Source organism: Nakamurella endophytica (assembly GCF_014646215.1).
Lineage (GTDB): Bacteria > Actinomycetota > Actinomycetes > Mycobacteriales > Nakamurellaceae > Nakamurella > Nakamurella endophytica.
The window spans coordinates 26,211-44,486 of sequence record NZ_BMNA01000002.1 but is presented as its reverse complement, the minus strand read 5'-3'; the positions used below and the strand labels follow the sequence as shown (position 1 = coordinate 44,486).

Annotated in this window: 18 protein-coding genes and 1 pseudogene; 5 read left to right on the top strand and 14 right to left on the bottom strand. The window is 74.9% G+C overall.

The features are described from left to right. Window positions 1-91: 91 nt before the first annotated feature. Entirely contained in the window at window positions 92-814 is a 723-nt protein-coding gene (locus IEY37_RS03905) for a hemerythrin domain-containing protein (protein WP_188940247.1), read from the top strand. Window positions 815-955: 141 nt separating this feature from the next. Here IEY37_RS03905 and IEY37_RS03900 read toward each other — a convergent pair whose 3' ends face one another. The 4 genes from IEY37_RS03900 to icmA form a co-directional block, all read right to left on the bottom strand. After that, window positions 956-1,486, bottom strand: coding sequence for a hypothetical protein (locus IEY37_RS03900; protein WP_188940246.1), 531 nt, complete (start codon window positions 1,484-1,486; stop codon window positions 956-958). Then, the gene (locus tag IEY37_RS03895; protein ID WP_188940245.1) at window positions 1,483-2,091 is read right to left on the bottom strand and encodes a hypothetical protein; all 609 of its coding nucleotides are present in this window, start codon (window positions 2,089-2,091) and stop codon (window positions 1,483-1,485) included. The genes IEY37_RS03900 and IEY37_RS03895 overlap by 4 nt, the downstream gene beginning before the upstream one ends. Before the next feature lie 417 nt (window positions 2,092-2,508). Next, on the bottom strand, window positions 2,509-3,426 hold the full coding sequence (locus IEY37_RS03890) for a tetratricopeptide repeat protein (RefSeq protein ID WP_188940244.1): 918 nt from the start codon (window positions 3,424-3,426) through the stop codon (window positions 2,509-2,511). Window positions 3,427-3,764: 338 nt separating this feature from the next. Beyond that, window positions 3,765-5,579, bottom strand: coding sequence for a coenzyme B12-dependent isobutyryl-CoA mutase large subunit (gene icmA, locus IEY37_RS03885; protein WP_188940243.1), 1,815 nt, complete (start codon window positions 5,577-5,579; stop codon window positions 3,765-3,767). Window positions 5,580-5,757: 178 nt separating this feature from the next. Between icmA and IEY37_RS22450 the strand changes: the two genes are divergently transcribed. Then, on the top strand, window positions 5,758-6,270 hold the full coding sequence (locus tag IEY37_RS22450) for a MarR family winged helix-turn-helix transcriptional regulator (protein WP_188940242.1): 513 nt from the start codon (window positions 5,758-5,760) through the stop codon (window positions 6,268-6,270). 113 nt (window positions 6,271-6,383) lie between these two features. Here IEY37_RS22450 and meaB read toward each other — a convergent pair whose 3' ends face one another. Further along, window positions 6,384-7,388, bottom strand: coding sequence for a methylmalonyl Co-A mutase-associated GTPase MeaB (gene meaB, locus IEY37_RS03875; protein WP_444543377.1), 1,005 nt, complete (start codon window positions 7,386-7,388; stop codon window positions 6,384-6,386). Window positions 7,389-7,447: 59 nt separating this feature from the next. Then, window positions 7,448-8,641: an acetyl-CoA C-acetyltransferase gene (locus IEY37_RS03870; RefSeq protein WP_188940241.1), complete on the bottom strand. Its 1,194-nt coding sequence runs from the start codon at window positions 8,639-8,641 to the stop codon at window positions 7,448-7,450. 110 nt (window positions 8,642-8,751) lie between these two features. Here IEY37_RS03870 and mce point away from each other — a divergent pair, with 110 nt between their 5' ends. Next, complete coding sequence (gene mce / locus IEY37_RS03865; RefSeq protein WP_188940780.1) at window positions 8,752-9,339, top strand: methylmalonyl-CoA epimerase; 588 nt, start codon at window positions 8,752-8,754, stop codon at window positions 9,337-9,339. Here the strand turns inward: mce and IEY37_RS22745 are convergent. Beyond that, window positions 9,286-9,435 (bottom strand): annotated as a pseudogene (locus IEY37_RS22745) (hypothetical protein); the annotation flags it as partial. The gene mce and the pseudogene IEY37_RS22745 overlap by 54 nt on opposite strands. On the opposite strand from IEY37_RS22745, the gene IEY37_RS03860 reads away from it, so the two are divergent. Beyond that, window positions 9,392-11,347: a coiled-coil domain-containing protein gene (locus IEY37_RS03860; RefSeq protein ID WP_188940240.1), complete on the top strand. Its 1,956-nt coding sequence runs from the start codon at window positions 9,392-9,394 to the stop codon at window positions 11,345-11,347. The pseudogene IEY37_RS22745 and the gene IEY37_RS03860 sit on opposite strands and share 44 nt — an antisense overlap. Window positions 11,348-11,391: 44 nt before the next feature. Here IEY37_RS03860 and IEY37_RS03855 read toward each other — a convergent pair whose 3' ends face one another. The 3 genes from IEY37_RS03855 to IEY37_RS03845 all read right to left on the bottom strand — a co-directional run bounded on the left by IEY37_RS03855 (window position 11,392) and on the right by IEY37_RS03845 (window position 14,534). After that, complete coding sequence (locus IEY37_RS03855; RefSeq protein ID WP_188940239.1) at window positions 11,392-12,945, bottom strand: hypothetical protein; 1,554 nt, start codon at window positions 12,943-12,945, stop codon at window positions 11,392-11,394. Between the two features lie 11 nt (window positions 12,946-12,956). Continuing rightward, window positions 12,957-13,799: an ABC transporter ATP-binding protein gene (locus IEY37_RS03850; protein ID WP_188940779.1), complete on the bottom strand. Its 843-nt coding sequence runs from the start codon at window positions 13,797-13,799 to the stop codon at window positions 12,957-12,959. A gap of 567 nt (window positions 13,800-14,366) precedes the next feature. Then, complete coding sequence (locus IEY37_RS03845) at window positions 14,367-14,534, bottom strand: hypothetical protein (RefSeq protein WP_188940238.1); 168 nt, start codon at window positions 14,532-14,534, stop codon at window positions 14,367-14,369. 172 nt (window positions 14,535-14,706) lie between these two features. On the opposite strand from IEY37_RS03845, the gene IEY37_RS03840 reads away from it, so the two are divergent. Next, complete coding sequence (locus IEY37_RS03840; RefSeq protein ID WP_188940237.1) at window positions 14,707-15,027, top strand: hypothetical protein; 321 nt, start codon at window positions 14,707-14,709, stop codon at window positions 15,025-15,027. A 22-nt stretch (window positions 15,028-15,049) separates the two neighbouring features. On the opposite strand, the gene IEY37_RS03835 is transcribed toward IEY37_RS03840, so the two are convergent. The 4 genes from IEY37_RS03835 to tsf all read right to left on the bottom strand — a co-directional run bounded on the left by IEY37_RS03835 (window position 15,050) and on the right by tsf (window position 18,198). Continuing rightward, window positions 15,050-15,904: a phosphatidate cytidylyltransferase gene (locus tag IEY37_RS03835; protein WP_188940236.1), complete on the bottom strand. Its 855-nt coding sequence runs from the start codon at window positions 15,902-15,904 to the stop codon at window positions 15,050-15,052. Beyond that, on the bottom strand, window positions 15,904-16,470 hold the full coding sequence (frr, locus tag IEY37_RS03830) for a ribosome recycling factor (protein ID WP_188940235.1): 567 nt from the start codon (window positions 16,468-16,470) through the stop codon (window positions 15,904-15,906). The genes IEY37_RS03835 and frr overlap by 1 nt, the downstream gene beginning before the upstream one ends. 22 nt (window positions 16,471-16,492) lie before the next feature. Next, window positions 16,493-17,266 carry a UMP kinase gene (pyrH, locus tag IEY37_RS03825; RefSeq protein WP_188940234.1) on the bottom strand — a complete coding sequence of 258 codons (774 nt, stop codon included), beginning with the start codon at window positions 17,264-17,266 and terminating at the stop codon, window positions 16,493-16,495. 110 nt (window positions 17,267-17,376) lie between these two features. Continuing rightward, complete coding sequence (gene tsf, locus IEY37_RS03820) at window positions 17,377-18,198, bottom strand: translation elongation factor Ts (protein WP_188940233.1); 822 nt, start codon at window positions 18,196-18,198, stop codon at window positions 17,377-17,379. Window positions 18,199-18,276: the final 78 nt, after the last annotated feature.

The window sequence follows — 18,276 nt, the reverse complement described above, 5'->3', positions numbered from 1 at the left end:
CCGGCTCCGCTGTTCAGGGCACGGTTCAGGGCACGGTCACGGTTCAGTGCACGCAAAGTCCGGGCCAAGTGCCCGCGCCCAGTCTCTTCCCATGACCACGACACCCACCCCCCGCCTGCCGTTCCCCGTCACCCCGCGCCGCCCCGGCGAACCCGAGGCCGACCTCATGGGCTTCACCCTCATCCACCGGGCACTGCGCTCGGGCACCCGGCTGCTGGCGGTCGCCGTGACGTCCGTCGCCGACGGCGCTCCGTGCGACGACGCCCGCCGCGCCGCCATCGGGACGTTCGCCGACCACGTGCTCACCGAGCTGCACCAGCACCACACCAAGGAGGACGACGTCCTCTGGCCCGTCATCGCCGTCTCCGCCGGGCCGCACGTCGACCTGGACCCGCTGACCGACGACCACGCCGAGCTGCACCAGCTGCTCGAGCAGGCGACGTCGGCGCTGGCCGGCTTCCGCGCCGCCCCCGCCGCCGATCTCCGCACCGCCGCCGCGGCCCTCGGCCGGATCCTGACGACGGTGGCCGACGAGCTGGACGAGCACATCGAGGACGAGGAGGCGACGGTGTTCCCGGTCATCCGGACCTACGTCTCGCACGCCGACTTCGCGCACTGCGAGCGCAAGTTCCGCAAGGACGCCAAGCTGGGCCACCTGATCTTCACGCTGCCGTGGGTGGTCGAGCAGTGCACCGAGCAGGAGCTGGCGGCGCTGCGCTCCGACGTGCCGCTGCCCCTGCGCCTGCTGCTCCGCGCCGTCCAGCCGTCCTGGCGCCGGCGCCGGGACCTGGTGGCCGGTACCGCCGGCCGCTGAACTGCGACCTGCCGGGCATCGCCGCCGCCGATCGCGGCGCCCCGCTCACCCGGAGCACCACGGACACGGATCAGGGCCGGACCTCCACGAGGTCCGGCCCTGACGTGTGCCCGCGGGGGGTGGACGGCGGGCTCGCCGGAGTCAGGTCGTCGCCGGGTACCGCGGCGCCCGGGTCCGCCCGGGTCGGGCCAGCAGCCCCGCCCGGTACAGCACGGTGGCGGCGACGGCCAGCCCGACGGCGTAGAGCAGCCTTCCCGACGTGACCGACACCCCGCCGACGAAGAGGCCGAGCACGCCGACGACCACGCCGGCGCGCGCCGCGGCGGTCCGCCGGCTGCGTGCCGCCCACAGCAGCAACGCCGCGGCGACCACCACCATCACCCGGATCTGCAGCGACGTCCCGGCCACCGGCCCGCCGACGCGGGTCCCGATGCCGAAGGCGACGTACCCGGTGTCGCAGTAGCTGTACCCGTCGTACGTGACGTGGCAGTAGCCCGGCACCCAGGCCGAGGCCGGCGCGAACTCGAGACTGCTGTTGCGCCACGCCAGTCCGATGCTGGCGACCATCGCGGCCAGGGCGGCGGTGAGCATGCCGGCCCGTGCGCCGAGCCGGCCCGGTACCCGGACCGGGGCGGGCGTCGGCCCGCCGGCCGCGGACGGCCGGGCGGTCATCGCGGCCGGTGCGGGGACAGCCAGGCCGTCAGCGCGACGGCGCCGACGCCCAGGGTGAGCACGAACCCGGTGTTCGAGGACACCTGCGGCAGCACGACGAGGAGCCAGTACCCGACCAGGGCGCCGCCGGCGGCGGCGGTCAGGTACCAGACACCGCGCGGTGCGCGGATGGAGCCGCGCAGCGCGGGCGCCGCCACGACCAGGAGTGCGGCCAGCAGCGCGAAGATCGACCATGCAGTCTGGGTCACCCAGGACGAGGTCTTGTCGAACGGGATCGACAGCCCCAGGGCCACCAGCACGACGCCGGCGATGCCGGCAACCGTCGGCAGGCCGATACCGGCGGCGGACGGCCCGGGCTGACCCTGCGGCGGCACGGGACCGGCCGGGCCGTGCGGATGCGGGCCGTGCGCACCGTGGGGGCCGGGCCCGAATCCCGGCGCGGCGCCGTCCGGACCCTGCCAGCCGGGTGGCGGACCGTCGGGGCGCCCGGTCCAGCCCTGCGCCGGTGCCGCCTGGGGCGGGTGGACGCCGACCGGCGCTCCCGGTCCGCCCGGGGGAACCGGGCCGGGACCGGTGAAGACGGGGCGGGGCGCTTCGGAGGTCATCGCTTGCAGTCCTGTCGTGTGGGGCACCGTCGGCGACGGTGGCGGCGCAGGTGCCGCGGCGCGGCACGCCGGGGCACCTGCACCCGGGCGCCTCTGCGACGAGCCGCCGGCCCCGCCGGTTCCCTGGCCACCCGACCCGGCCCGAGCGGCGGCACGTCGCTCTCGTTTCCAGGTCCGGTCCCCTCCGCGGGAGCGCGTGCTGCGGCCCGTGCTCCGGCTCGGACTCGACACGCACGTCGGCACGCAGGTGGGCACCGCCCGGTCCGCCCGTCCGGCGGCCCCGTTCCTGCTCCCGCGGTCCGTCGCCGATCACACCCGGCGGCCCCCGTCCGACGCTCGTCCGACGGACGCGACCGGCGGCCGTGCGGTCCGGACCCGGCTGCCTGCCGGCCTACCTGCAGCCTGGTTCCTGGTGCCTCAGTACAGCGCGGCGGCCAGCCGGCGCCGGGCCGTCCGGACCGCCTCGTCGTCCACCGGGAACAGCGCGAACAGACCCAACAGGTGCTCCCGCGCGACGGTCCGGTCGTCGCCCGCCGCCCGCCGGACGGTGGCGATCAGCCGGTCGAACGCCGCGGACGCCAGGTTCGAGGCCACCTCGAGATCGGCGGCGGCGCACTGGGCGCGGACGTCGTCGGGGTGGGCGTCGGCGAACTCCACGGCGTCGTCCGAGAGGTCGGTGGTGCGGGCCAGGAAGTCGGTCTGGGCGAGCGCCGAGGCCGCGTCGGCGTTGGCCGGCTCGGCGTCGAGGATCGCCTGGTACGCCGCCCGGGCCCCCGCGAAGTCGCCCAGTTCCAGCAGTTCTTCCGCGGCGACGAAACGCGGGTCGACCGGCTCGGGCGCCGGTCCGCCGGCCGCCTCCTCGGCAGCCCGGATGCCGGGCAGCCGGTCGCGGAGGGCATCGATCAGGGACGTGATCCAGGCCCGCAGCTGGTCCTCGGGCTGCACGCCGGTGAACGCGTCGACCGGCTGCCCGCCGGCCAGGGCCACCGTGGTCGGGATGGCCTGGACCTGGAACGCCTGCGCGATCCGCGGATTGGCGTCCACGTCGACCCGGGCCAGCAGCCAGGTACCGCGCCCCTCCTCCGCCAGCCGGGCCAGCACCGGGGACAGCGTCGCGCTGCCCTGAGAACGCGCCGACCAGAGGTCGACGACCACCAGCAGCTGCGCGGACGTCTGCACCACCTCGCCGAACGAGGCCTCGGTGACGTCCACGACGTACTGCGAGCTGGGCACCGGAGGGGCCGGGGTGGCAGGCCGGGCCAGAGCGGACAGGTCGACGGCACCGGCGAAGGCCGCGGACAGGGCGGCCTGCTGGCGCGGGTCGGGTCGGGTCATGACGCGATTTTGTCACGGCCGGCCGGACCGCCCGTGCGTGCGCGGCCCGGACCCGCGCCTGGCACGACGGCTCGTCCGGCGTCCCCCGGCAGCCGGGCCGGAACGTCGACGTGGGCCGCGGGACGGGTTCGTCGCCCCGTCCTGGCGAGCGGCGCCGCAGCGTCCACGCCGGCCGGCCGGACGGGATCGGGCAGTTCGCCGGCTCCCGGAGGTCCCGGGAGCCGCCGCCGATCGCGGACGGCGGTCGCCGACCGGCCGTCCTCCGGGGTGCCGGCCGCCCGGTCGCTCCTCGCTGGGCGGGCCGGCGGTCCACGGATCGAGCGGGCCGGACGGCAGCCTCAGATGCGGGCCGGCTCGGTGTAGGTCCCCCACAGCTCCCGGAGTACCCCGCAGATCTCGCCGAGCGTCGCCTCGGCCCGCACCGCCTCCAGCATGGCCGGGATCATGTTGGCCCCCGAGCGGGCGACGTCCGTGAGCGCGGCGAGACCCCGCGCCACCGCGGCGCTGTCGCGGTCCGCCCGCCGCCGCGCCAGCAGGGTGCGTTGCTCGCGTTCGACGTCCGCGGAGATCCGCAGGATCTCGACCGGCTCGCCGACCCCGCCGGTCAGCGTGGTAACCCCGACCATGTGCTTGCGCCCGGCTTCCAGCGCCGTCGAGTACCGGAAGGCCGCGTCCGCGATCTCGCCGGTGAAGTAGCCGTCCTCGATGCCCTGCAGGATGCCGCTGGTCATCTCGCCGATCGGGTGGCGACCGGAGGGCACGGCCACGCGCGCGCGGTCCCGGATGACGTCGAACACCTCCTCGGCCTGCTGCTCCAGCCGGTCGGTCAGCGCCTCGACGTACCAGCTGCCGCCCAGCGGGTCCGCGACGGAGCAGACCCCCGTCTCCTCCATGAGCACCTGCTGGGTGCGGAGCGCGATCTGCGCGGTCCGGTCCGTCGGCAGCGCCAGGACCTCGTCGAGGGCGTTGGTGTGCAACGAGTTCGTCCCGCCGAGGACCGCGGCGAGCGCCTCGACGGCGGTGCGGACGACGTTGTTGTCCGGCTGCGCCGCGGTGAGCGAGACCCCTGCCGTCTGCGTGTGGAAGCGGAGCCACTGGGCGCGCGGATCCGTGGCGCCGAACACGTCCCGCATCCACCGGGCCCAGATGCGCCGCGCTGCACGGAATTTGGCGATCTCCTCGAAGAAGTCGATGTGCGCGTCGAAGAAGAAGCTCAGTCCGGGCGCGAACCGGTTGACGTCCAGGCCGCGCGACAGTCCGAGCTCGACGTAGGCCAGGCCGTCGGCCAGCGTGTACGCCAGCTCCTGCGCGGCCGTCGCGCCCGCCTCGCGGATGTGGTAGCCCGACACCGACAGCGGCTTGTACGCCGGGATGCGGTCGGTGCAGAACTCCATCAGGTCGCCGATCAGCCGCAGGTGCGGCTCCGGCGGGAACAGCCACTCCTTCTGCGCGATGTACTCCTTGAAGATGTCCGTCTGCAGGGTGCCGTCCAGGACGCCGATGTCGGCGCCCTGGCGCTCCGCGGCGACCAGGTACATGCAGAAGATCGGCACCGCCGGACCGGAGATGGTCATCGACGTGGTGACGTGGGCCAGGTCGATGCCCTCGAACAGCACGTCCATGTCGGCCGCCGAGTCGACCGCCACGCCGCAGTGGCCGACCTCGCCGACCGCCAGCGGATCGTCCGAGTCCCGCCCCATCAGGGTCGGCATGTCGAACGCCACCGACAGCCCGTGCCCGCCCTGCGCGAGGATCGACCGGTAGCGCTCGTTCGTCTGCACGGCGTTGCCGAAACCGGCGAACTGCCGGATCGTCCACGGCTTGCCGCGGTAGCCGGTGGCGTGCAGGCCGCGGGTGAAGGGGTACTCGCCCGGCCAGCCGATGCGGTCCAGGCCCTCCCTGCGGTCGCCGTCGGGCGGTCCGTAGACGGGCTCCAGCGGCTCCCCGGACAGCGTCGACCAGTCCGCGTCGCGGACCCGGCCGGCCTCCTCGGCCGCCTGGAACCGGTGCCGCCAGCGCTCCCGCCCTGCGGCCACCGCGTCACCGCCGCCGGCCGGGCCCGCGGCGGCCGGCGCCGGTCCGATCCGGGTCCCAGGACGCGGCCGTGGCCCGTCGTCCGGCGTGGTCGCGATGCCCGGGTCCGTCGTCGTCATGCTGTCCGCCTCTCGGTGGCCGGGGCGGGTCGCGCCTCGGCGTCACTGCCGTCGGTACCACCGAGGATATCCGACAGTCGGGCGTCCGACCGTTGGCCCCGTCGGGTCCTCCCGGTCGCCGGCCGCACGGTGTCCAGGGCCGGCGATGCCGCTGGCCAGGCTTGCTACGGTCGGGGTCATGACCGCTTCCTCCACGGCGCCGGCGCTGCCTTTCGACCCGATCGCCAAGGCCGCGCAGACGTGGGCGGAGCGCATCGGTCCGAACGGTGCCATGGCCGCGGTCACCAACGTCATGCGCGTCCAGCAGATCCTGCAGGCCGCGGTGGACGAGGCGCTCAAGCCGCACGGCCTGACCTTCGCCCGCTACGAGGCCCTCGTGCTGCTGTCGTTCTCGCGCCGCGGATCGCTGCCGATGCGGATGATGGGCGAGCGGCTGCAGCTGCATCCCACCTCGATCACCAACATCGTCGACCGGTTGGAGGCGGACGGGTTGGCCCGCCGGCTCCCCCACCCCAGCGACCGCCGCACGACGCTGGTGGAGCTGACCGACGCCGGTCGCGACCGGCTCACCGCTGCCACCGGCGCGGTGACCGGCGCCGACTTCGGTCTCCGCGGGCTGGACGACGCCGAGGTGACCGAGCTGTCGACCTTGCTCACCAAGGTCCGGCAGGCCGCCGGCGACTTCGCCTGACCGGGTCCGATCCTGGCCCGATCCCGGCCTGATCCGGGCCTGATCCGCGTCCGGTCCGCGCCGGAACCGTCCGATCCCTGCTCCGGCCGCGGACTGCCGCCGGGTCGTCCTGCTCACCCACCGTCCTGCGCCCCACCGGCCAGCCCGGCCCACCACCGGTCCGCCAGCAGGTGGACGTCGTCGAGCCCGTCGGCGGCACCGGGCGGCCGCCGGTCGAGCTCGGCGGCGAACCGGTCCGACACGGCCGCGCGGACGGCGGCGGCGATTCGGCGGCGCCGGCGCTCCTCGAGCTCGCCGGAGGTGACCAGGTGCGCGTGGTGCCGGTCCAGCACCGCGGCGACCTCGTCGATGCCGTCACCGCGGGTCGCGACGGACCGCTGCACGGGGACCCGCCACTCCCCGGGTCGCTGCCGCCCGGAACGACCGAGGGCCAGCATGCCGGTGAGCTCGCGGACCGTCGCGGCGGCGTGCTCGTGGTCCGCCTTGTTGACGAGTAGCACGTCGGCGATCTCGAGGATGCCGGCCTTGGCCGCCTGGATCTCGTCGCCCATGCCCGGCGCCAGCACCAGCAGCACCGTGTCGGCCAGCGACAGCACGTCCACCTCGTTCTGGCCCACGCCCACCGTCTCGACCAGCACCAGGTCGAAACCGAGCGCCGCCAGGGCGTCGACGGCCGCGGGCGTCGCCGCGGACAGCCCGCCCAGCCGGCCGCGGGACGACAGCGACCGGATGTAGACGTCCCGGTCGGTCGCGTGCTCGGCCATCCGCACCCGGTCGCCGAGCAGCGCGCCGCCGCTGAACGGGCTCGACGGGTCGACCGCGAGCACCGCCACCCGCCGACCGGCCCGCCTGGCGTGCCGCACCAGGGCGGAGGTCACCGTCGACTTCCCGACACCAGGCGCCCCGGTCAGCCCGACGATCCGCGCCTCCCGCTGGCGCCCGGCGAGCGCGGCCGACACCGACCGGGCGGCGTCCCCGCCGGCCTCGATCCGGCTGAGCAGCCGCGCGACCGCGCGGACGGAGCCGGCACCGGCCGCGCGGACCAGCTCGCCGCTGTCCGGGTGCACCGCCGGCGTCCGCGTCACCGGTCCGGCGGACGCTCCGGCGGACGGGGCCAGGGACGGCGCGGCGGACGGCGCCACGGCTGCGTCACCGGTCACCGGGCCGTGGCTGCCGGTCAGCGGCCGGCGGGCGACGGGACGCGCAGCAGCAGGGCGTCGCCCTGGCCACCGCCGCCGCACAGCGCCGCGACGCCGGTGCCGCCGCCACGCCGGCGCAGGGCCAGCGCCAGGTGCAGCGCCAGCCGCGCCCCCGACATCCCGATCGGATGACCGAGCGCGATGGCACCGCCGTCGACGTTGACCCGGTCCGGGTCCAATCCCAGCGCGCGGGTCGACGCGATGCCCACCGCGGCGAACGCCTCGTTGATCTCCACCAGGTCCAGCTCGGTGGGCTCGATGCCGGCCCGAGCGCAGGCGCGCCGGATGGCCTGCGCCGGCTGCAGCTGCAGCGTGGAGTCCGGGCCGGCGACGACGCCGTGCGCCCCGATCTCGGCGATCCACGGCAGGCCGCGCTGCTGCGCCAGCTCCCGGTCCATCACCACGACGGCGGCGGCACCGTCGGAGATCGGCGACGCAGAGCCGGCGGTGATCGTGCCGTCCCCGCGGAAGGCCGGTCGCAGCGTGGCCAGCGTCTCGACCGTGGTCTCCGGCCGGATGCCCTCGTCGGCGGTCACCGTGGTGGTCCCCCGACGGCCGCTGACCTGCACCGGTTCGATCTCCTCGGCCAGCACCCCGGCGTCGGCGGCCGCCGCCGCGAGCTGGTGCGAGCGGGCCGCGAAGCGGTCCTGCTCCTCGCGGGTGATCGGTTCCTGATCGTTGACCTTCTCGGTCAGCGCGCCCATGGCCTGGTCGGTGAAGTAATCCTGCAGCCCGTCGAAGGCCATGTGGTCCAGCAGCGTCACCGGTCCGTACTTGTACCCGGCGCGGGACCGCGGCAGCAGGTGCGGCGCGTTGGTCATCGACTCCATGCCGCCGGCGACCACCGTGCGGAACTCGCCGACCCGGATCAGCTGGTCCGCCAGCGCGATCGCCTCCAGGCCGGACAGGCAGACCTTGTTCACCGTGAGCGCCGGCACGGACATCGGGATGCCGCCGGCCACGGCCGCCTGCCGCGCCGGGATCTGGCCGCACCCGGCGGTGAGCACCTGGCCCATGATCACGTAGTCCACGTCCGTGGGCGCCACGCCGGAACGGTCCAGCGCTCCGCGGATCGCCGTGCCGCCGAGCTCGGTGGCGGGCACCGTCCCCAGACTTCCCGACAACCGTCCCATCGGCGTACGCGCGCCCGCCACGATCACCGTCGATCCCATGGCCGCGAAACTACCCGGCCCGGCGGGCGGAACGCGGGCGGTACGCCGACCGTCAGCGACGACCGGGCACGGCCACCGGACGGGCGGCGCCGTCCCGTCCGGTGAGCGCCATGGCGGCGCTGCGGCGCGGCCGCTCCCGCCGACCGGCGGGCCTCCGGGCCGGTGACTACGGTGGCGGCGTGGACGGTCTCGCGCGGCTCCGGGTGCTGGCGATCGACCACGTCGGCATCGCGGTGCCGGATCTCGACGCGGCGATCGCTCTGCACACGGGTCCGCTGGGCGGTCGGCTCACCCACCGCGAGACCAACGAGGACCAGGGTGTCGAGGAGGCGATGATCGGCTTCGACGGCGGTGCCGCCGTGCAGCTGCTGGCTCCGTCACGCCCGGACTCGGCCATCGCGCGGTTCCTGGACCGCCGCGGTCCGGGCCTGCAGCAACTGGCCTACCGGGTGCCCGACGTCGAGGCGGCCGCCTCGGTGCTGCGCAGCGCGGGGCTCCGGCTGCTGTACGACGAGCCGCGCCGCGGCACGGCGGGGTCGCGGATCAACTTCGTGCACCCGGCCGACGCCGGCGGGGTGCTGGTGGAACTGGTCGAGCCGGCGGCGGCGCCTGCGCCGGAGATCAGCACGCCGCAGATCAGCACGGAGGTCGGCACGGCTGAGATCAGCACCGCGGAGATCAGCACGGAGAGTCAGTAGGCGGTGGCGCCGCGTCCCCCAGCTGCGGCGGCGCGGATGGAACACTCGGGACATGAGCTCCGGTGACTGGCTGCCCACGCAATTGCCGTTCGACATCGTCCGCCGCGGGTACTCGACGGAGCAGGTCACCGCACATCTCGAGCGCCTCGAGTACGACCTCCGCATCGCGACCGCCAACCGCGACACCAGCAGCCGGCAGCTGTCCGAGCTCAGCGCGCAGCTGACCGCCGCGCAGGCCGAGGCGGACGAGCTGCGGGCGCAGCTGGACAGGGCCGCGCTGGAACCGGTGTCGATGGCGGGCCTGTCGGACCGGATGCAGCGCCTGATCCGGTTGGCCGAGGAGGAGGCCGGGGAGATCCGGGCGCGCGCAGAGGCGGACGCCGGCGAGCTGCGCGGTCAGCTCGAGACGGCGCTGACCGACGCGCGCCGGGCGCGGGCCGAATCGGACCGCGAGCTCCAGCGCGGCCGTGCGGAGCTCGCGGAGCAGGTGCGGGTCCGGATCGCGGCGGCCGACGCCGAGGCCGACGACACCCGGGCCCGTGCGCACGCCGAAGCCGGTCACCTGGTCCAGTCGACCCGCGCGGAAGCGCAGCAGACGGTGGACCAGGCCCGCGCCTACGCCGAGCAGACCCGCGCCCAGGCGGCCCGCGACGCGGACGAGGTCACCGCGCGCTCGTCCGCCGAGGCGCAGCAGCGGGTGCAGCAGGCGCGGTCCTTCGCCGAGCAGACGACCGACCGGGCCGTGCGGGAGGCGCAGGACCTCACCGAGCGGTCGACGGCCGAGGCGGACCAGGTCCGGACCGAGGCGGCACGGGAGGCGGAGCAGCTCCGGGCGCACACCCGGGCCGAGACGGACCGTCAGCTCGCCGAGGCGACCGAGGCCGCGGAGAACCTGCGGCGCACCGCCGAGGAGGCCGCCGAGCGGCTGACCGCGGAGACGGCCGCCGAGCGGGAGCGACTCGACGCGGAAAGCCTCGCCTACCGCACCCAGGTGCTCGAGGACTTCGAGATCACGATGGCCGCGCGGCGCACCGAGACCACCCGGGCGATCGAGGAGCGCGAGCGGACGTCGGTCGAGACGGCCCGGACACTGGTCGCGGACGCCACGGCAGAGGCCGACCGGCTCGGCAGGGAAGCCGCCGCGGCGGCGGCACGGCGCCACGAGGAGAGCACCGCGCAGGCTGCGGAGATCGTCGCGGACGCCCGCGCGGAGGCCGATCTCCTGACGACCCGGGCCACCACCTACGCCAACGCGCTGGTCACCCGCGCCACCGCGGAGGCGCGGCAGCGGGTGCAGGACGCCGACCGCGCGGTCGAGCACCTCCGACTGCTCCGCGCGCACATCCTCGACCAGCTGCAGTCGCTCGCCGGTCACCTGGACCACATCCGCGAGCTCGCGGCGACCGCGCCGACGCTGGTCACGCCGCCCCAGCAGGAGGGGACCCGGCCCCGCACCGACGAGTTCCCGACCGACCCCGCCGATCGGCCCACGCCGGTCGACCTGCCCGACCCGGCCGCCGCCGCGGACGCCGCCGAGGCCGAGTGGCGCGCCGCCCGAGCGGCGGGGGCCACCGGCGACCGATCCGCGGACCGGTCGGACGAGCGCACCACCGACCTGCCCACGGATCCGTCCCCGGCGGGCGCCGCGGGACCGCAGGACGGGACGGTCGGAGAGGCGACGGCCGGTGCACCGACGGCCGATGCACCGACGGACCGGTCCGGCCCACCGTCGGGCGCCGCGCCTGGGCGGTCAGCGCGGATCGCCGCCGCCGATACTGCCGCCGACGCACCGGCACCGGGCACGCCAGCAGAGCAGGACGTCCCGCGTGCCGGCGTCGTGGTGACGCCACCGGCGCAGGGATCGGCGGGGCGACGGGACGCCGGCGTGGCGCGTCAGCGTTCCGGCTCGGCCACCGCCACCGCCACCGCCCCGGAGCCGCAGGACGCAGCGCAGGCCAGCGGGCCGAGCGGTCGCCGCCGGACCTTCGGCCCCGGTCGCCGGGGCTGACCCGGGCGGCCGGTCCTCCGCGTCGACCGGGATGACCGGGCGGTTCAGGACCGGTCGCCGACCGCCACCACGGCCAGGATCTCGGGCGTCCGGGCGAGGTAGGTCCGTGCCTGCGCTCGGGTGAACAGCAGGATCGCGGCGACTCCGACGGCCGGACCCACCACCAACGCCACCCAGCCCCAGACCGGGTTCGTCGTGAGTGCCAGCACGGTGAGCAGCCCCGGGACGACGGCGGCGGCGACTCCGGCTCCGAAGATCGCGAAGCCGGCGCCGGCCGTCCTGGCCTTCTGCCCGGGGATGGATCCGGCGAACATCGAGGTCCGGCTCTGCCGGGCGGCGAAGGGCACCCGCGCGGACAGGTACCCGGCCATCGCGGTCGATCCGGTCAGGGCACCGAGGCACACCCCGAGCGCCGCGGGGAGCAGGTGCAGCTCCGACCGGATGACCGACAGCACCGTGCAGGCCACCACCACGATGGCCACGCCGGGGATCAGCGCGAAAACCGCGTGCCCGAGGGCCTCGCCACGGGCGCGCATCCGGTCGGCGAAGGCGACCATGTGCAGCCACAGGGCCGAGCCCTCGGTGCCGTACTGGTTGCCGGCCTGCGTCCCGGCCAGGACGGCGGCCAGCACCACGCCGAACACCGCCCCGGCGCCGCGGATCACCAGCAGTGGCCACACGATGGACAGGAACGCGACGATCAGCCACGGCGCCCGGCGCATGGGGTCCCGCCAGGCCAGGACGCGATCCCTCTGCACCATCAGCCACATGGTCCCGGTGACGTCGGCCGCGACCGTCCCGGACGCCGAGGCATGGGCGGGCGCCGACCCCTCCGTCGTGGACGGGACCGTCGTCAGGCTCCGGCGCAGCGCCGCCGCCCACCACCACCAGAGCAGGGCCAGGGCGACCAGCACCGTGAGGAGGCCGATCCCGGCTGCGGCCCAGCGGCCGTCGGCCACCCGGCTGGGCAGCGCGGCGAGGGCCCCCGGTGGCCCCCAGGCCAGGCTGCGGCCCACGGTGGTCAGACCGCCCTGCAGGCCCACGCTGGAACCTGCCCTGTTCAGGGTCCAGGACAGCCCCATGTACAGGACGAAGACGGCGAACCCGACCATGACGCCGAGGTCGCGGCCGCGCCGCCCGGACATGAGGCCGGACATCGCGGTCGACAGCGCCCGGGAGAATGTGACGCAGAGGATCAGCTGCACCACCGCACACGGCACCGCCAGCAGCAGCATCCACCACCGCGGCGACAGCGCCACCGCGGCGCCGAGCAGCAGCACCAGGTTGGCGACCGGCAGGTAACCCACCAGCGCCGTGGCGAGCAGCCCCCGCTGCAACGTGGCGGGCCGCAGCGGCAGCAGCGCGAACCGGGACGGGTCGACGGTCTCGTCCACGCCGAAGGCGACCAGCGGCGCCAGCCCCCAGGACAGGAACTGCGCGGAGAACAGCGTCGACACCGCGACCACCGCCGCGTCCGGCCGGGACCGCAGCAGCACCAGCCCGAACACCACCAAGCCGAGCGCCACGACGGCCAGGCACCAGCCGACGATGAGCGCGGCCCGGGTGCCACCGCGCGTCGCCCGGATCCGGCTGGTCACCAGCCGCCACTTCAGCCCGACGAAGACCCCAACCACTGCAGCCCCCCCATCCCCGCGTCGTCGGCGCCGACCAGGTGCAGGAAGGCGTCCTCCAGCGACGGCGCGGCCCCGCGCACCTCGGCGACGACGCCGGCCGCCACGATGCGGCCGCGGCTCATCACGGCGACGTGGCTGCACAGGTTCTCCACCAGCGCCATCACGTGCGACGAGAACACCACGGTGCCGCCCGCCTGGGTGTACCGGGTCAGCACCGTCCGGATCGCCCTGGCCGACACCGGGTCCACCGCCTCCAACGGCTCGTCGAGCAGCAGGACGGGCGGAGAGTGCAGCAGCGCGGCCGCCAGGGTGATCTTCTTGCGCATGCCGGTCGAGTAGTCGGCGACCAATTTGGTGCCGGCGTCGGCGAGGTCCAGCACCGCCATCAGCTCCGCGGCCCTGGACCGCACCGTCGCCGCGTCGATCCCGCGCAGCCGGCCGATGTAGGACAGCAACTCGCTGCCGGAGAGCCGCTCGAACAGGCGCAGTCCGTCGGGCAGCACGCCCATCCTGGTCTTGGCCGTGACCGGGTCGGCCCACACGTCCACGCCGGCGAGGACGACCCGGCCCCCGTCCGGACGCAGCAGGCCGGTGACCATGGACAGCGTGGTCGTCTTGCCCGCCCCGTTGGGCCCGACGAGTCCGAAGAACGAGCCGGCGGGCACGTCGAGGTCGATGTGGTCCACCACGGTGCGCCCGTCGAACACCTTGGTCAGCCCGCGCAGGGCCAGCGCCTGACCGGCGACGGACTCGACGAGCCTTTCAGCGCCCGGGTACTGCGGAAGACCGGGCGCGGCGGACGGCGGGTGCTCGCACATGGCGCTCACCCTGCCACAGCGGTCCGACACGGCCCCTGAACAGGCGCGGTGACGGTGCGTCGCGCATCGTCACCTCGCTGCCTGGCGGAGCGACACCGGCGCGCCACGGCGGATCGACACCGGCGCTGCGTCGCCACCGGCGTGCCGCGCGGCCGTAGTCTCCGGCCGACGACGAGTCGCGACTCGCTCGGACGGCCGTTCCCGCGACCCGGCGGGCCGGGCCCCGGGCGCGCGGGACGGAGGCGATCCGGATGGCGTCGAGGACCGTGCCGTGACGTCCGCGGGCGCGCCCGCCGGGCGGCGGTGGGCCGTGCTGCTGGCATCGGCGGCCGTGGCGGTCACCCTCGGGGTGCTCGTCGGTCTGGTGCTGAGCATCGGCCGGTCGACCCGGACGGGCGCGCTGACGGGTGCCCCCGAGGGAGGTGTGCTGGGCCCTTGGTCGACGGCGACCTCGACCGACCCCGGCACCGTTCCGTCGAACGGGCCGGCATCCAGTGTCGCCACCAGTCCGGCGCCCATCCAGGTCGTCGCCCCACCGCAGGCGGCGACCGGCGCGGCCGTCACCGATCAGCTGCCGATGTCGACCAGCAACCCGCCTGCCTCCCCGTCGCCCACCGGCACCGGGTCGCCGGCCGCCGCGTCCCCGCCGGCCACCACTCCCACGCCGGCCACGACACCCACCCCGGCCACGACGTCCACGCCGGCGGCGACACGCACGCCGTCGACGACACCCACGCCGTGGACGACGGACGGCCGCGCCCTCGGGGCCCGGACGGAGTCCCGACCCCGACCGTCGACCCCCGCCTCGGAAACACCACGGCCACGGTCCGGAGCGGTCCCGGCACCCGCGACGGCAAGCAGACCGAGCAGCACACCGACCGGCACCGTCCCACCATCGCGTCGCACCGTGCCGGCGACGCCGGGCTCCACGGCCACGCGGACGGACACGTCCGCGTCCGCCACACCCGCGACCAGCTCCGGATCGTCCGCCACGGCCGCCACCAGAACCGTCCCGGCAGCCGCCTGTCCTGCCCTCGGGCAGCGCATCGAGACCGCCACCGGTACCGCCTACTGCCAGCACGACCAGCGGGACGGCACCCTGCGCTGGCGGCCGGTGACCGACGGCGGCGGCTGCCTCAACCGCACCATGACCGGGACGGGCGCCGACGGCCGGCAGTACCGCTGCGCCCGCGCGTCGGACGGGCTCAACTACTGGCGGGCCGGCTGACCGGTCGGCGCGCGGACGACCGTCAGGGCAGCGGCACGAACAGCGACAGCAGGATCCAGGACACCACCGCCGAGGGCAGCAGCGAGTCGAGCCGGTCCATGATGCCGCCGTGGCCCGGGAGCAGGGTCCCCATGTCCTTGACGCCCAGGTCGCGCTTGATCAGCGATTCGGCCAGGTCCCCCGTCGTCGCCACCACGGCGAGGACGACGCCCACGACGGCACCCTCCCACCACGGCCGGTGCAGCAGGAGCGAGAGGGACAGCGCGCCGCCGACGCCGGCGACGACCAGCGAGCCGACGAACCCCTCCCACGACTTCTTCGGCGAGATGCGCGGTGCCATCGGATGCCGGCCGAGCAGCGCGCCGGCGGCGTATCCGCCGGTGTCGGAGCACACCACGCAGATCAGGAAGACCAGCACGCGCCGGGAGCCGTCGGGTGGGGCGACCAGCAGGGCGGCGAACGAGGCGAACAGCCCCAGGTAGACCAGCGCGAAGAACGACGCCGCGACGTCGACCAGGTAGCCGCTCGCGCCGCCGGCGAACCGCCAGGCGAGCACCACCAGCGCGGTGACCGCCATGCCCACGACCTGCGCCCGGTGCCCGTACGGCCAGGCCAGCACCACGGTGGCGACGCTGCCCAGCGCGACGGGGATCCACGCCAACCGGATGCCGCGAGCGGCAGCGAGGGTGCCCCGCAACTCCCAGAGGGCGGCGCCGATGGCGGCCGCGATGATCACCAGGAAGCCCTGCCGGAACAGCACCAGGCAGCCGACGATGACGACGCCCAGGCCCAGCCCGACCCCGATGGCGACGGGCAGGTTGCGACCCGCGCGGGACGGCTTCGCCGCTGTTGCGCCCGTTCCGGACTCCGCGCCCATCAGACCTCGAGCAGCTCGGCTTCCTTGTTCCGCACCAGTTCGTCCACGGCGGCCGTGTAGCGGTCGGTCACCGCCTGCAGTTCCTTCTCCGCGCGGGCGACCTCGTCCTCGCCGGACTCGCCGTCCTTGACGAGCTTGTCCAGCGCCTCCTTCGCGCGGCGCCGGATGTTGCGGACGGACACCTTGGCGTCCTCGCCCTTGGCCCGGGCGGTCCGGCCGAGCTCGCGCCGGCGTTCCTCGGTGAGCTGCGGGAACACCACGCGGATCACGGTGCCGTCGGTGCCCGGGTTGACGCCGAGGTCGGAATCCCGGATGGCCTTCTCGATGTTGCGGAGCTGGCTGGCGTCGTACGGCTTGATGACCGCCATCCGCGCCTCCGGCACGTTGATGGACGCCATCTGCGGGAGCGGCGTGGGCGCCCCGTAGTAGTCGATGACGACGCGGGAGAAGGTGTTCGGGTTGGCCCGACCCGTCCGCAGCGTGGCGAGGTCGTCCTTGGCGACGGACACCGCCTTCTCCATGCGCTCCTCGGCGTCCAGCAGCGCCTCGTCGATCTGCTCGCTCATTGCTCTCCCTGGTGCTGCTCGGTCAGGCGGGGTCGGACCCGGAGGGGGTGGACACCAGCGTGCCGACGGGCTCCCCACCCACGGCCCTGGCGATATTGCCATCGACGAGCAGGTTGAACACGATCATCGGCATCCCGTTGTCCTTGCACAGGCTGAACGCCGTCGCATCGGCCACCTGCAGGCCGCGCTCCAGGACCTCCTGGTGCGTGATGTGGTGGTACATGGTGGCACCGGCCACCCGGCGCGGGTCGGCGTCGAAGACACCGTCGACGGCCTTGGCCATCAGCACCACCTCGGCGCCGATCTCCAGCGCGCGCTGCGCGGCCGTGGTGTCGGTGGAGAAGTACGGCATGCCGACACCGGCGCCGAAGATCACGACGCGGCCCTTCTCCAGGTGCCGGACGGCGCGGCGCGGGATGTACGGCTCGGCGACCTGACCCATCGTGATGGCGGTCTGCACGCGGGTGTCCAGTTGCTGCTCCCGCTCGAGGAAGTCCTGCAGGGCCAGGCAGTTCATGACGGTGCCGAGCATGCCCATGTAGTCGGAGCGGGCCCGGTCCATGCCCTCCTCCTGCAGCTGCGCGCCCCGGAAGAAGTTGCCGCCGCCGATGACCACGGCGACCTGGACGCCGGTGCGCACCACGTCGGCGATCTGCCGGGCGACCAGCTTGACGACGGTGGGATCCACGCCGACCTGGCCGCCGCCGAACATCTCGCCGCCGAGCTTGAGCATGACCCGCCGGAACGGCCGGCGCACCCCGTCGGTCGCCGCCGTGGCGGCGTCTGTGCTGGTCATCCGGTTCCCTTCGGTGCTCCGGGCGCGGGCCGCGGTACGGCCCGCACCCGGCGGTGTGCGTCCTGCGGGCGTCCGCCGGCCGGGAACCCGGCCGGCGGACGCCGCGAAGATCAGGCCGTGCCGACTTCGAACCGGACGAACCGGGTCACCGTCACGTCCGCCTCCTGCAGCACCGCGGCAACCGTCTTCTTCGGGTCGCGGACGGAGGACTGCTCGCCCAGCACGGCGTTCTTGTAGAAGCCGTTGATACGACCCTCGACGATCTTGGGCAGCGCCGCCTCCGGCTTGCCCTCCTCGCGGGCGATGCCCTCGGCGATGCGCCGCTCCGACTCGAGCACCTCGGCCGGGACCTCGTCGCGGGACACGTACTTGGCGCTCAGCGCGGAGATCTGCATCGCGGCGCCGCGGGCGGCCTCGGCCGCCGCCTCGCCGTCGCCCGTGTACTGGACCAGCACACCGATCGACGGCGGCAGGTCCTGCGACCGGCGGTGCAGGTAGACGGCGGTGTCGCCGTCGAACTTGGCGACGCGGTTGAGGACCAGCTTCTCACCGATCCGACCGGCCAGCGCCTCGATCGCGTCGGCCACTGTCCCGCCGTCCAGCGGGGCGGCCAGCACGCCGTCCACCGAACCGTCGGAGGACTCCGCGGCCTTCGCGATCTTCGCGCCCAGCTGCTGGAAGTCGTCGTTCTTGGCGACGAAGTCGGTCTCCGAGTTGAGCTCGATCAGGGCGTGGCCGCTGGCGGCGACGAGGCCCTCGGCGGTGGTGCGCTCGGCCCGCTTGGAGGCGTTCTTCGAGCTCTTGATGCGCAGGTACTCGACGGCCTTGTCGTAGTCGCCGTCGGTCTCCTCGAGCGCCTTCTTGCAGTCCATGAATCCGGCCCCGGTGAGCTCCCGGAGCTTCTTGACGTCGGCGGCTGTGTAGTTCGCCACGGGTGGTGCGTCCTCTCTGAAACGGCCTGGAAAGTCGTGCCGGTCCGCACCGGGGTGGCCGGACGGGACCGGTGGGGG